This window comes from Campylobacter sp. CFSAN093246 (assembly GCF_012889415.1).
GTDB lineage: Bacteria > Campylobacterota > Campylobacteria > Campylobacterales > Campylobacteraceae > Campylobacter_D > Campylobacter_D jejuni.
Map to the genome: position 1 here is coordinate 640,341 of NZ_CP040613.1, position 13,957 is coordinate 654,297.

Here is a 13,957-nt window from a genome sequence, read left to right on the forward strand (position 1 = left end):
TTGCTTTTAGAATGGCCATATCGCTTCTATAACTTTGCTACCCCAAGGTTTTCTTGTGCTTCTATCCACTTCACCTTCTGTTTTATAAAGAATTTTAGCATCTGCTATATATTTACTATCTATAGTATTGTCTTGACCGATGTCATAAGGACGAATAACACCGCTTAATTGTATGATTTGCTTCTCTCCGTTGATTAAAAGCTCTCTTGAACCTTCGATAAAATAATTACCATTTGATAAAATTTTAATTACACGTGTTGAAATTGTAGTATTGAAACTTTCATTTCTGCTTTGCGAGCCTGTTCCTGTGTAGTTGTTTGAACTATTGGTTTGAAAGCCTATATTAGAATAAGCATTGACTTTATTAAGAGCATTAGCTACCACTCCTGAACTTCCTGTTAAAGCACCTCCGCCTAAATTTGAGGTATTAGTTCTGCTTGTTGCTTTATTAGCTTGTGTGCTTTGAGTGGTACTTTCTTGTATAACAACTGTAACTAAATCATTTACATTCATAGCTTTTTTATCTGAAAATAAAGGATTATCTCCTTTGCCAAAAAGCGATCCTGGCGCACTTTCTATATTATTACTTTGTTTTGGTGCAAGTTCTTCTACATAAGCAGGTGGTTTCATTGAAATTTGCGGATCAACCGTTGCAGAACAACCAAAAAACACAAACGGTAACACATAAAATAAAACTTTTTTCATTTTCGTCCTTTAAAATATGAATTTTTATTTTTCTTTGTTAAAATTAGAAAAAGCAAAGAGTGTTCCACATTTATAAATTCAAGGAGAAAATGATGGCAAATCTTTATTTGATGAGATCTAGAAGTGATGAGTTAAATACTATTATTAGTACAAATTTGCTTAAAAATTATAGCAAAATTTACAAAAATATCGCAATTTATTGCCCTGTGATATACATACATCGCGTTCCTGTTTTGCAGGGTTGGTTGGAAGAATTTAATATCAATCAAACCGTAAAAAGCGCCTATGGTTTTACCTTTAGAGAGGCAATGGAAGAATTTAGCAAAGATCCTCATAATTTTTTTAATGTTATTTTAGAAGAATACGAAGAGTTAAAACGCAAATACGATTTTGTGCTTGTAAATAGTTTTTGCGAATTTGGAATACTTGATGGATTTGATCTTAGTATAAAATTAGCTAAAAATCTTAATACCCCTATCGCTGCTATTATCAATGATGAAGATAAACTTATAGCTCAAAAATATTTCGATCATGCTCTAGATGGTCGTAATTATGTTTTGATTAATGAAAATTTTAATTTTGAAGAAGTGCAAAAACTTAAAGAATATGATTTTATAACTCCTCATCGTTTTAAATATGAATTGATTAAACAAAGTATAAAAAATAAAAAAACCGTTGTTTTGCCAGAAAGTAATGATGAGAGAATTTTAAAAGCTGCTGAAATTTTATTGAAAAGTAAAGTTGTTGATCTTATTTTATTGGGTGATGAAGAAAAAATCAAGCAAGATAGTGCTAAATTAAGTCTTGATTTAAATACTATACGGATTATAAATCCACTCAAATCAGAATATAATCAAGAATTTGCTTCTATTCTTTATGAAGCAAGAAAATCTAAAGGTATGAGTTTAGAAGAGGCTAGGAAGCTAGTTCAAGATAAAACTTATTTTGGAACTTTACTTATACACACTGGAAAAGCTGATGCTATGGTTAGTGGAGCATCAACTACTACGGCTGAAACGATTCGCCCTGCATTACAGCTTATTAAAACTAAAGAAGGTATTAGTTCCGTTTCAGGAATTTTCTTTATGGGACTTGAAGATCAAGTTTTAGCTTTTGCTGATTGTGCTGTAAATCCAAGCCCAAGTGCTGAGCAACTTGCAACTAGTGCCTATGTAAGTGCTATGACTGCTAAATCTTTTGGACTTGAACCAAGAATAGCTTTGCTTTCTTATTCTAGTGGTGATAGCGGTAAAGGAGAAAGCGTAGATCTTGTAAAAGAAGCATTAAAGATTGCTAAAGAAAAATATCCTGAGTTGAATATAGATGGTCCTATGCAGTTTGACTGCGCTTATGATCCAAAAACTGCAGCAAAGAAAATGCCAAATTCTAAGATAGCAGGTCATGCAAATGTGTATATTTTTCCTGATCTTAACGCAGCAAATATTTGTTACAAAGCAGTTCAAAGAACTGCTAATGCTTTAGCAATCGGTCCTATTTTGCAAGGTCTTAAAAAACCTGTTAATGATTTAAGTCGTGGATGTTTGGTAGATGATATTGTAGATACCGTAATTTTAAGTGCAATACAAGCTCAATAGAAAGGAATGATAAATGAAAATTTTGGTTTTAAATTCAGGTTCTTCATCGATTAAATTTAAATTTTTTGATAATAAAATCGTTAAAGCCAGTGGATTAGTAGAAAAAATTGGAGAGCAAAATTCAAAGGTTGTATTAAAAAATACTTTAAATAATGAAAGTTTTGAAAGAGAATTAACAATAAATAATCACGAAGAAGGCCTTAGTATAGTTAATGAGCTTTTTAAAGAATCAGGAATTTTAGCAGATTTAAATGCACTTGATGGCTGCGGTCATCGTATAGTTCATGGGGGAAGAAATTTAAGCGAGCATTGTTTAGTGGATGATTATGTTCTTAAAGAGATAGATAGGGTTAGTATTTTTGCTCCTTTGCATAATCCTGCGCATTTAGCAGGTATAAAAACAATGATCAAAGCTGCACCTAGTGTTGCTAATGCAGCTATTTTTGATACAGCTTTTCATCGCACTATGCCTGATTTTGCTTATATGTATGCTTTGCCTTATGATTTTTATGATAAGCATAATATTAGAAGATATGGTTTTCATGGGACTTCTCATGCTTATGTTAGTTCTAGAGCGGTAAAATTTCTTCAAAAAGATCAAAATGAATTAAATGTCATCTCTGCTCATCTTGGAAATGGTGCAAGTGTATGTGCTATAGAAAAAGGTAAGAGTATGGATACTTCTATGGGCTTTACTCCACTTGAAGGACTTATTATGGGAACGCGTTGTGGAGATTTAGACCCTGCTATTTTACCTTTTGTTAGTCATCTTAAGGGTTTAACTATAGAAGAAATAGATACACTGATGAATAAAAAAAGTGGAGTATATGGAATTTGCGGTTATAATGATTTTAGAGATATAGAAAGAGAGATAGAACAAGGTAATGATAAAGCACGCTTGGCTCTTGATATGTTTTGTTATCGTCTTGTTAAATATATAGGATCCTACTTTGCTGTGTTGCCAAAAACCGATGCTATTATTTTTACAGGTGGTATAGGAGAAAATGATAGTTTGGTTCGACAAAAAGTATGCGAGAGATTAGCTCATCTTGGTATCGAGTTAGATTTTGAACTTAACAAACAAAGGATTTCGGGCGAAAGAATGATAAATCATGCAAATTCTAAAGTTAAAGTGCTTGTTATTCCTACAGATGAAGAATTAGAAATCGCTAGAATTACAGAAGAACTTATCGGTAAAAATTAAATTTTAAAAACTATATAAATCTTTCATTTATATAGTTTTTAGCAAGGTTATATATTCACTTTGCTTTTCATTTAAAACTTTAAAAGTGCTTATCATGTAAGAAAATTCATCATCACTTAAACCATAAAGTTCTTTAACCAATAAATCATTTTTTGCTCTTAAGATATCATAAGCTTTTTTAGTTTTTGGAATTTCTTCATTTTTTATATTAAATTCTTGTTTTAGCTCATCAAAATGATGATTTTGATCATTGTAAAGCTGTAAAAGCAAAGCATTTTTAGCGAGGGTTTTATAAATTTCATTGTTTTGAATTTCTTCATCACTTGGTTGAGGCAGGGGAATTCTTTCTAAATAAGATTTGCTTACATTGATTTGTACCATATTTCTTATGATAAAATCAACCACTAAAGAATTAAACAAAGCTAAAACAAATAAAATTCTTTCATAAGGCACTATATCCATGCAAATTACATCATCTTTTAAAACATATTGTTTTGGAATGTTACTATAAGTACTATCAGCTCCACCGCAATTTTTTGGCAATAAAGAAGCTATCAAAGTTCTCTCATCGGTATCTCTTGAAATTTTTCTATATCCAAGTCTAAAAAATTCTCTATCGTATTTTATCAATTTAGGATTTAATTCTTTCCCAGTAGCTTTTTTAGCTCTATAAAGTTCTTTACTTTTTAATCGCTCGTCAAATTTAGCCTTTTCTAAAAAATAAGTAGTTTGGCTAAAATTTGCATCAAATTGATGTATCATTTTACCTTCATATAAGGGTAAAAGTCCTTCCCTAAACTCTTCTATAAACAAATCTTTATCGTTTGTCATATCAAGTTCTCTTCTAAAATCTATATAATCAAAAGACAAGTTTTGAAAAGCATTATAAGATTTTCTTAGAATTTCTAAAGCTTGTTTGTCTTTTAACTCCATTAAGGCTAGGTGAGTTGGGCTTAGCTTTTTGATATCTTTTAAATTTAGAGTTAAAATTTCATCTTTGTTTTTTAATGAGTTTATATCTGTTTTATAAAACATCATTTTGATTTTATGAGTGTGATTTGCTTGCGTGTTTTTTATAAGCATAAGAGCAAATTTATACCTTGAATCCACATCAGCAAATATAGCTTGTCTATTTTCAAAACTATAAAAATACTCTAAAGTTTTATTTTCTAAAATTTCTTTTCTTAAAGTTAAGCTTCCATCTTCAAACATCAAAGCACTAGGAAGCACATAAGCTAAATTTCCATCTTGTTTTAAAAGAGAAAGATTTTTTTCTACAAAAAGACGAAACAAATTTCCATCTCCACTGCCTTTATTTAAAGGATAGGCTTTTTTATAATACTCGCTTAAATCATTTATATATGCTTTTTGTTTTTCGTAATTTTGCTTTATATAATCTTTCGCTAGCAAATTATCTTGAATTTCTTTTTTCTTGCTAGCGATTAAGCTTCTATAATCGCTTTTATATTGCGGAAAGAAATCACTATCACTAAATTTAGTTTTATCCCAAGGTGGATTACCTATGATGATATCAAAGCCTTTAAAGACTTGATTTTCTACGATTTCAGGAAATTCTAACTCATAGTTAAAGAAATTAAATTCTTTTTGATATTTGCTAATGATAGCTTTTGCTTGTTCATTTTGGCTTAAATTTTGTATATCATCTTGACTTAGGGCTTTTAGAATTTGTAATTCTTCTTTGTTGACAAAATGAAGCGTGTTGATATAGTTTAGATATAAATTTAACTTATCAAGTTTTGGTGTGATTTCATTTTGATAGATTTGTTTAGATTGTTTGATTTGTTCTTCGTTGGTATCTTTTAGATTATCAAGTTTTTCAAATACTTCTTGTAAAATTTCAAATTCTTGTGTTATGGAATTTGTAAAAAGGTTGCTTGAGTTTTGTTTTATCAAATCTTTAAAATCACTTAGGTTAGAATTGATCAAAGCATTGCCGCACTTTATGTGGTGTTCTATAAAAGAAAGTGGGGTTCCAAAGATAAAACTATCTATCCAAAGGCTAAGTTTAGTAAGCTCTATGCTAAAAGGGTTTAAATCCACCCCATAAATAATGCGTTTTAGTAAAAGTCGTTTTAAAATATCACTCTCATCTACTTCATAGTCTTGCACAAAATCTTTTATATAGTTTAAAATATTTTCTTTTTCTTCTTCATAAAGTTCTTTTAAATTTGTAAAATGATCAAAATCTGATAAAACAATGTGTGTAATAGCATTTAAAACTCCAACTAAAAAATGCCCGCTACCGCAAGCATTGTCTAGTATTTTAAATTTCAAAATGTTTTCATTGTTTAGTTTGTCTTTTAAAGCACTTTGGATTAAAAAATTAGCTATGAATTGAGGTGTATAAAAGCTTGCTGTTGATTTTCTTGAATTACTAGAATTTTTAAGATAAATTTGTCCTTTTTTGTAAAAGGTGTATTTTTCTACTTTTTTTGATTTTTCTAAAATTTTAAAATCATAATTATCAAAATAACATTCTATTTCTTTTGATTTTTCTTTATAGCTTACATAGTAAATATCTTCATTTGCTATTTCAAAAAAATAAGAAAGCAAGCCTTCATAAATCGTGCCTAAATGTTCTACACTTAAAGTTTTGTAATCTCTTTTAAAGCTTAGATTTTTATCTTTAAAATTTAATAATTGGTTTAAAATGAATTTTAAATCTTTATCATTAAAGATTTTTGGTGTGCTTAAAAGAGCGGTTTTACTCTCATCAAACAACCCATCATTGAAAACAGGCATATCAAAATTGCCTTTGCCTTTGTTGTAAATGTTGAAAATATTTTCAAGTTCTCCAAAACCACCACTTGAGCTTTCATCCTCTTGTAAATTTTCAAGTAAGGTTCTAAGACTGATTTTACTTTTAAAATACTTATGTTTTTCTAGTATAATTTCAAATTTATCCTCAAAATAAGCAATAAATAAAAGTCTAAAGATAAAATATAAAGAATTTTCATAGATTAGTTTTAAATCCGCCTTTGTTTTATTGTAAATTCTAGAGCCTATGAATTCAAATAAAGATTCATTTCCATTGGTTCCGTAAATGATAGATTTTAAATCATCTTCTATTTTGATTTTTGAAAGTTTATTGTTTTGTAGAGTTATTTCTAAATGATCTTCTTTTTCTGTGAAATTAAAAGCGCTAAATACACTATAAAAATACGCAAAAGCTTCAATATTTTGATCTTCAATGATTTTTTCTAGATTGATTTCGTAAAAAACTTTGTTTGAATTCAGTATAGAATTATCATAAAAACGCCAAAATCTACCATTGGTTAAAAAACCATAATTTTTCTTAAGATTGCCTAGATATCTTAGAATTTGAAAGTGAGGGTTGTCTTTTACTTTTTTATTGTCTATTTCTATATTATAAGCTTTTGACTCTAAAATGATTGTGAAATCATTGCTTGATTTTTTTGTTTCTTTGTCTAAATTTTCGTATTTTGATTTTAATTTGTCATTGCTAAAAAGTAGAAAATCAGGTTTTTCCAATTTTCCTTGTATGATTTTTTCATCTTGTCTTACAAAGCACCACCCTAAAATTTCTAATACTTTTGATATAAATTCATCTTCAAATTGATGTTCGTTTTGTTTTATAAATTTATTTTTGTCGTAAATTTTTGTAATTTTAGTTAAAATATCTCTAAAGGCTTTTTGATTTGCGTTGAAATTATAAATCTTAGGAAAGTCAATTTCTAAAGAATAGCTTGTAAAAAGATTATTGTTGAGGTATTTTTTAAGTTCTTGATAGTAATTCATGGCTTTCTTTCTAAAGTATTTTTAAAAATTTGACATTTTAAATTATATCTAAAAAACTTTAAAGACTTGTGCTTATTTATGAAAATGATTTTTTAGTTGGAATTAATTTTCTTTGGATAAAATTTTAATTAAAAAATAAAGCGTGGATTATGAAAAAATTTAAAGAATTTAGCCTTCGTTTTTTATTTAAAGTATCAGAGCAACCTGTTCTTATAAGAGATTTATTAGAGGCAAATGCACTTTTTAACGATGGAATGCTTGTAGATCCTTCTAAGCTAAATTTTAATTTCAAAATTCTAAATTCTTATATTTATTTTGGTGTTTTTTGCGCTGTGATTTTATTGCCATTGCTTTTGATTACTCATTATTTTTTAACAAAGCTTGACTTTCATATAAGCATAGTGAGCGCTGTTATGGTTACTGCTTGTGTATTTATAGGATATGATATTTTTAAAGTTTATACTCGCAAAATAATCTCAAAAAAAATAATACAAAAAGCCTGGGCTTTACACTTTCCTTATTTTGCTTATGAAAAGTACTCTACAATGGCGGGTGAATTTTATAAAGAAGCTTTAAAAGAAGAAATTCCAAAAGCAAATTTAGAGCAGTATGTTTTAGATAAGATTATTCATTCTAAATAATCTAAAATTTGATTTTGGAATCGCATATTTTCAAGTCTTCTTTTTAAGTCTTTATTTTCCTCGTTTAAAACACTTTCTTCTGTTCTTAATGTAGCAATCTCTCTACTAAGATAATAAATTTGATTTCTAATATAAATTTGTGGGGCAAATAAAAATAATGCAAAACTAACAAGTAAAGCTGCAAAAAGAAGATGATTGAAGTTTAGGTTTCTATCTTCTTTGGTAGCATTAGAGAAGCCTTCTAGTAAAATATTTTTTGCCTTTTGAGCATCTTCATCATTTTGTTGTTTTTCTTGAGCTTGATTAGATGGTTTTGGAAGTTCTTGTTTATTTTCTTGTGGTGTTATTTTTTTTTGTAAATTTTCTAAACTTTTCTTGATATTAGGTTGATTTTTAACATCTAGTTTTTTTTCTATAATTAGAGGTTTTTGTATTTTAGTTTCTGTTTTTTGAATTTTTTCTATAGAATTTGTAAGTCCCTTTTTTTCTTGTTTTGTTTGAGTGGTAGCTTGATTGCTTTTTGTTTGAATTTGTGTTTTGGTTTGGATATTTTTTATTTCGTTTGCTTTTTTTCTGCTAAATAAAAAATTTTTTTTAGTTTTTTTATTTTCTTCTTTTCTTCTTTCTTTCATTTTGGAAAAAATTTTTTTAGCAAGAGATTGCTTTTCTTCTAATTTAACATTGATTAGATCTTCTTTTAAATATATATTTGATTTTTTAGTATGTTTTGACTCATACTCTTCATCGAGTTCTTCTAAGAATTTATTAGGAGTCTTTTTTTTAAAACGACGTCTTAAAATATCATCGCTAGAAATTTCATCTCTTAAATCATCATCAAGCGGTTTGCCTTGATTTATGGCGCGAGAAAATTTCAGCATTTTTTGGCGTATGTTTTGGCGTTCTTTTATAAAATCATCTTCTAGCATTATTTATTGTCCAAATTATTAAAATAAAAAGCCCGCATTTTAGCACAACTAGAGCGAGAATTTTTTAAAAGTTCTTCCTTGCTCGCACTTATAGCTTTTTTAGTTATTATTTGTCCTAGGCTATGGTTATTTCCACATTCGCAACGCATTATTTTTTCATTACAAATGCAGTTTTTTGACCATTTTTTGAAAAATTGTTTTACTATTCTATCTTCTAAAGAATGAAAGCTAATGATAGCTAAAATGCAATTTTTTGGTTTTAAATTTTCTAAATGTTCAAGAAAATCTTTAAGCACTTTAAGTTCTTGATTTACTTCTATTCTAATGGCTTGAAATGCTAAAGTAGCTTTGGAAATTTTTCTATGATTTTGTTTACCTTTTCCTATGATTTGATAAAGCTCTTTGGCGCTTTTGATTGGATTTTTACTTCTTTCTAGGCAAATTTTTTCAGCAATAAAATGTGCATCATGTAATTCTCCATAATCTTTAAAAATGGAAGTTAATTGCTCTTTTGTATAAGTATTAATAATCTCATAAGCTGATATTTTGGAGTTTTGATTCATTCTCATATCCAAAAAGTCAGAATTTACACTAAAACCTCTTTCGTTATTATCAAGCTGAAATGAAGAAACTCCAATGTCTGCTAAAATACCTCTTAATTCTTCTTTATGTGAAATTTTTTCTAAAACTTCACTAAAATTACTTTGCATAAAAGTTATCCTATTGCGAAAATCTTTAAGACGTTTTTTAGAAAATTTTAAAGCTTGTTGGTCTTGATCACAAGCAATGAATTTAAGATCAGGATGATTTTTAAGCAAAGCTTCACTATGTCCGCCAAATCCTAAAGTGCAGTCTAAAAAATAACCTGTTTTAAGATTTTTAAAAATCTCTTGAACTTCATTAAGTAAAACTGGGATATGAGGAATTTCCAAAATCAATCCTAATAAATTTTTATAAACTATAATTATAACTAAATTTCATTGTAAAAATCATAAAATTTAAAGAACAAATATTTTTTGGTAAAAATTTTATAATTAAACTCCACTTAAACACTTCTACGATACAATATCTGGTTTAAATTTAATCAAGGAATGATATGCTTACTTGGATGCAACATCACAAAAAATATCTTGTTGTTACTATATGGGTTAGTACTATAGCTTTTGTTGGCGCTGGCTTTTTAGGTTGGGGTGCTTATGATTTTAATCTCAATAGAAGTTCGAGTGTTGCAACTGTAGGAAATGAAAAGATAGGTTTTAGCGAATTTGATACTAGATATAGACAAATTTTAAGTTATTATAATCAAATTAGCAATGGTGCTTTAACTCCAGAAAATGCTGAGCAACTAGGCATTAAAAATATAGCTTTAAGCTCTCTTGTTGAAGATAAGCTTTTGTTAAATTTTGCCAAAGATTTGGGTATTGGTGTGAACGAGAATGAAATTTTACAAAAACTTGCAAATACTAGAGAATTTCAAGATCCTACAGGGGATTTTAACAAAACAATTTATTATGAACTTTTAAATGCCAATAATTTAGCTCCAAAAGATTATGAAACACAACTTGCAAATGAAGTAATTACCGATAAACTTAATCAAATTTTTAATATTCCTAGCAAAGATGAGGAATTAAAAATGTTAGCTTCTAGTTATTTCATGCAAGATGCTTTAAGTATTGCAAAAATTGATTATGACAAAAAAAATATTAAGATTAACGAAGAGGATTTAAAAAAGCTTTGGAATGAACATAAAGAAGATTATAAAACTAAAAAAATATATGAAATTTCAACTTATTTTTTGCCAGTTAGCAATGAGAAAATTGACGACAAAGAATTAGAAAAATTTTATAATCAAGATGAAAATAAACTAAAATATAAAGATTTTGCAGGTAAAGTGATGGATTTTCAGTCTGCTAAAAATGAAGTTGCTAAAGATTACGCCTTAATGCAACTAAAGAATGTGGCTAATGCTAAATTTTTAGATTTAAAAAATGGGAAAGATAATTTTCAAAAAGATCAAAATATTAGTGAATCTGATGTTTATTATCCAATTGATCTTTTGAATAAAGCTAAAAATGGAGATGTTTTACGGCCAGTACCTTATAATAACGGATATATCATAGTTAAACTAAATAAAGTAGATCCTATAAGAAATAAAACTTTTGAAGAAGCTAGAGAAGAAGTTTTACCTATGTATTTAAGCGAACAAGCTAGAAAAAATTTAGAAGAAAAAGCTAAAAATAGTTTAGTAAATTTTAAAGGCGATGATATAGGCTTTGTAAGTCGAGATAGTTCTCGCGAGAGTGTAAAGGTTAGCGATAAAATATTAAACGATTCTGAATTTGCTTATTTTTTAATGAATGTATTTAATACTGATCAAAATAGTTCTTATGTGGTCATTAATGACAATAAAGCAATATTATATAAAATAAATAAACAAAAATTAGATATGAACTCTGATAAATTTGAACAATACAAAGCTATGCTTGAACAAAATTTGCAAAATTTAAAAGCAAATGAGCTTAAGCAAGAACTTGTTGATGAACTTAAAAAGATATATCCGATAAAAATTTATTATAAAGGGAATTGATTTTGAATATATTAGGAATTGACTTAGGCTCAACCCAGACTTGTGCCATTATTGCTCAAAAAGATGAAGATGGATTAAAAATTATTGGTTTTTCCAAGTCGAAAACCAACGGGGTTAAAAAAGGTGCCATTACCAATATAGAGCTTGCTTCTAAATCTATTGAAGAGGCTGTTAGAAGTGCTGAGATGATGAGCGGAGTTCATTATGATAGGGTTGTGGTGTCTATATCAGGTGCTTATACTAAAAGCGTTGATAGCATAGGTGTTGTTAATATTCCAAATCATGAAATAGGCATTAAAGAAATTCATCGTGCTGTAAGTACAGCTAAGCATACTGCCAATCTACCAAGTGGTTATGAAATTATCCATGTTTTGCCTTATAATTTTAAGGTTAATGATCTTGAACATGTTGATGATCCTTTGGGAATGAGTGGTAATCGTTTAGAAGTTTCAACCCATATAGTGATTTCACAAGAATCTCATATTAAAAATCTTAAGAAAGCAGTTGAATTAGCTGATTTAAGAGTGGATAATATAGTTCTTTCAGGATATGCTTCAGCTATAGCTTGTTTAGATGATAGCGAAAAGGAATTAGGTGCTGTTTTGATTGATATGGGTGGAGCGATTTGTGATATGGTTGTTCATACTGGAAATTCAATTAGATATAATGATTGTTTGCAAATTGGCTCGATTAATATCACCCAAGATTTATCAATGGCATTGCATACACCTTTAAAAGAAGCAGAAAAAATCAAGCTTAATTATGCAGCTCTTTCACAACAGCCTAATACCCTTATACAAATTCCTTCAATGGGTGATGAAAGAAAAGTTAATGAAGTTTCTTTGGATATTATTTCAAACGTAATTTATGCAAGAGCGGAAGAAACTTTGATGATTTTGGCAAAAATCTTAAGTGATAATCGTTATGCCAATGCTATAGGTGGCGGAGTTGTTTTAACAGGTGGAATGACTAAGTTAGCAGGTATTGATGAGCTAGCTCCTGCAACATTTGATAATCGCTCAGTTAGACTGGCTACTGCAAGAAAAGATTTGATTACTGGTTTTAGTGAAATTTTTAATGATCCTGAAAATACTTGTGCTATAGGACTTTGTTTATATGGAGCGGGATATTTTACGCCTTATGAACTTGATTCTAATGAGAAATTAAGATATAAAGGGGAAATTGAAAATTTTAATCGTCAAATTAAACAAGATATTGTTTTGCAAAAAGATACAGAAAGTGAAATAAAATCTGATTTTTTTGATGAAAATTTGCAAGAAAATGATACAATTGCAATACAAGAACAATTAGATTTTAAAGAGCCAAAAGAAAAAAAACCTAGTGTTTTTTCAAATATCTGGCATAAAATTATGAATCAATTTTAACAAGGAGAAATTTTTATGAGTGAATTTTTAGTAGAAGAAATGCAACATAATAAAGGTGCAAAAATTAAGGTTATAGGCTGCGGTGGCGGTGGCGGTAATATGATTAACCATATGGTTAAAATGGGATTAAATGATCTTGATTTAATTGCAGCGAATACTGATGCACAAGCTATTTCAATTTCATTAGCAAAAACTAAAATTCAACTTGGCGAGAAAAAAACTAAAGGTTTGGGCGCTGGTATGCTTCCTGAAGTAGGTGCAGAAAGTGCTAGAGAAAGTTTTGAAGAAATAAAAGCAAGTCTTAGTCAAAGTGATATTGTATTTATTGCTTCAGGTTTTGGTGGAGGTACTGGAACGGGTGCCACTCCAGTTATTGCACAAGCAGCTAAAGAGATTGGAGCTTTAACTGTTTCTGTTGTAACTATGCCTTTTGCATTCGAAGGAAAGCAAAGAAAAAAACTTGCTGAAAGCGGTCTCCTTGAGCTTAAAAAAGAAAGTGATTCTATTCTTGTAATTCAAAATGAAAAATTATTGAGCATTATTGATAAAAAAGCAGGCATTAAAGATGCTTTTAGATTGGTTGATGATATTTTAGCTCGTGCTGTAAAAGGTATGGTGTCTATCTTACTTGATAATGGAGATATTAATGTTGACTTTGCGGATGTAAGAACCATCATGAGTCATCGCGGACTCGCGCTTATGGGTGTTGGTAGTGCTAGCGGTGAAAATGCTATAGAAGAGGCTCTTTCAAACGCTATAGAATCTCCTTTGCTTGATGGAATGGATATTAAAGGTGCCAAGGGAGTTATTTTACATTTTAAAACAAGTTCTAATTGCTCTTTGTTTGAAATTTCGGCAGCAGCAAATAGTATACAAGAAATTGTTGATGAAAATGCTAAGATTATTTTTGGTTCTACCACAGATGATAGCATGGAAGATAGAGTTGAAGTAACTATTATTGCGACAGGGTTTGAAGATAAAGATACAGTAGCTAAAAAATCTACCGAAGAAGCTCAAGCTTCTAAGAAAAATCCTTATTTAAGTCTTAAAAAGGTAAGCGGTGGTTACGATGAAGAGATAATGGCGCAAATTGAAACACCAACTTTCTTGCGTCGTCAAATGGATTAAAATTGA

10 protein-coding genes are annotated in these 13,957 nt (G+C 29.0%); 6 read left to right on the plus strand and 4 right to left on the minus strand.

The annotated features are described in order from the left end of the window. Positions 1 to 6: 6 nt before the first annotated feature. The gene (flgH, locus tag FBE87_RS03375) at positions 7 to 705 is read right to left on the minus strand and encodes a flagellar basal body L-ring protein FlgH (protein WP_002852146.1); all 699 of its coding nucleotides are present in this window, start codon (positions 703 to 705) and stop codon (positions 7 to 9) included. A gap of 89 nt (positions 706 to 794) precedes the next feature. Between flgH and pta the strand changes: the two genes are divergently transcribed. Both pta and FBE87_RS03385 read left to right on the plus strand, forming a co-directional pair. Then, on the plus strand, positions 795 to 2,300 hold the full coding sequence (gene pta, locus FBE87_RS03380; RefSeq protein WP_072223312.1) for a phosphate acetyltransferase: 1,506 nt from the start codon (positions 795 to 797) through the stop codon (positions 2,298 to 2,300). Positions 2,301 to 2,313: 13 nt separating this feature from the next. Continuing rightward, complete coding sequence (locus tag FBE87_RS03385; protein ID WP_057097091.1) at positions 2,314 to 3,504, plus strand: acetate kinase; 1,191 nt, start codon at positions 2,314 to 2,316, stop codon at positions 3,502 to 3,504. 27 nt (positions 3,505 to 3,531) lie between these two features. On the opposite strand, the gene FBE87_RS03390 is transcribed toward FBE87_RS03385, so the two are convergent. Next, on the minus strand, positions 3,532 to 7,284 hold the full coding sequence (locus tag FBE87_RS03390; protein WP_168977223.1) for an Eco57I restriction-modification methylase domain-containing protein: 3,753 nt from the start codon (positions 7,282 to 7,284) through the stop codon (positions 3,532 to 3,534). Positions 7,285 to 7,433: 149 nt separating this feature from the next. On the opposite strand from FBE87_RS03390, the gene FBE87_RS03395 reads away from it, so the two are divergent. Further along, positions 7,434 to 7,925 carry a hypothetical protein gene (locus FBE87_RS03395; protein WP_002852223.1) on the plus strand — a complete coding sequence of 164 codons (492 nt, stop codon included), beginning with the start codon at positions 7,434 to 7,436 and terminating at the stop codon, positions 7,923 to 7,925. Here FBE87_RS03395 and FBE87_RS03400 read toward each other — a convergent pair. Together FBE87_RS03400 and rsmH are read right to left on the minus strand one after the other, a co-directional pair. Beyond that, the gene (locus tag FBE87_RS03400) at positions 7,913 to 8,851 is read right to left on the minus strand and encodes a hypothetical protein (RefSeq protein WP_002868409.1); all 939 of its coding nucleotides are present in this window, start codon (positions 8,849 to 8,851) and stop codon (positions 7,913 to 7,915) included. The two genes, FBE87_RS03395 and FBE87_RS03400, sit on opposite strands and share 13 nt — an antisense overlap. Then, positions 8,851 to 9,789 (minus strand): 16S rRNA (cytosine(1402)-N(4))-methyltransferase RsmH, encoded by a 939-nt coding sequence (rsmH, locus tag FBE87_RS03405; RefSeq protein WP_072224443.1) that lies wholly within the window; start codon positions 9,787 to 9,789, stop codon positions 8,851 to 8,853. Before rsmH ends, FBE87_RS03400 begins: the two co-directional genes overlap by 1 nt. 158 nt (positions 9,790 to 9,947) lie before the next feature. Between rsmH and FBE87_RS03410 the strand changes: the two genes are divergently transcribed. From FBE87_RS03410 to ftsZ, 3 genes are read left to right on the plus strand one after another with little or no spacing between them, the layout of a single operon-like run. Next, positions 9,948 to 11,438, plus strand: coding sequence for a peptidylprolyl isomerase (locus FBE87_RS03410; protein WP_100621771.1), 1,491 nt, complete (start codon positions 9,948 to 9,950; stop codon positions 11,436 to 11,438). Continuing rightward, positions 11,435 to 12,823 (plus strand): cell division protein FtsA, encoded by a 1,389-nt coding sequence (gene ftsA, locus FBE87_RS03415; protein ID WP_002859607.1) that lies wholly within the window; start codon positions 11,435 to 11,437, stop codon positions 12,821 to 12,823. Before FBE87_RS03410 ends, ftsA begins: the two co-directional genes overlap by 4 nt. Positions 12,824 to 12,838: 15 nt before the next feature. Beyond that, positions 12,839 to 13,951, plus strand: a complete 1,113-nt coding sequence (gene ftsZ, locus FBE87_RS03420; RefSeq protein WP_002852071.1) for a cell division protein FtsZ — start codon at positions 12,839 to 12,841, stop codon at positions 13,949 to 13,951. The last annotated feature ends 6 nt before the right edge of the window (positions 13,952 to 13,957 follow it).

Coding starts and splice junctions, on each gene's coding strand:
- pta (WP_072223312.1), top strand. CDS start 795: ATGATGGCAAATCTTTATTTGATGAGATCTAGAAGTGATGAGTTAAAT.
- FBE87_RS03390 (WP_168977223.1), bottom strand. CDS start 7,284: ATGAATTACTATCAAGAACTTAAAAAATACCTCAACAATAATCTTTTT.
- ftsZ (WP_002852071.1), top strand. CDS start 12,839: ATGAGTGAATTTTTAGTAGAAGAAATGCAACATAATAAAGGTGCAAAA.
- FBE87_RS03395 (WP_002852223.1), top strand. CDS start 7,434: ATGAAAAAATTTAAAGAATTTAGCCTTCGTTTTTTATTTAAAGTATCA.
- FBE87_RS03385 (WP_057097091.1), top strand. CDS start 2,314: ATGAAAATTTTGGTTTTAAATTCAGGTTCTTCATCGATTAAATTTAAA.
- flgH (WP_002852146.1), bottom strand. CDS start 705: ATGAAAAAAGTTTTATTTTATGTGTTACCGTTTGTGTTTTTTGGTTGT.
- FBE87_RS03400 (WP_002868409.1), bottom strand. CDS start 8,851: ATGCTAGAAGATGATTTTATAAAAGAACGCCAAAACATACGCCAAAAA.
- FBE87_RS03410 (WP_100621771.1), top strand. CDS start 9,948: ATGCTTACTTGGATGCAACATCACAAAAAATATCTTGTTGTTACTATA.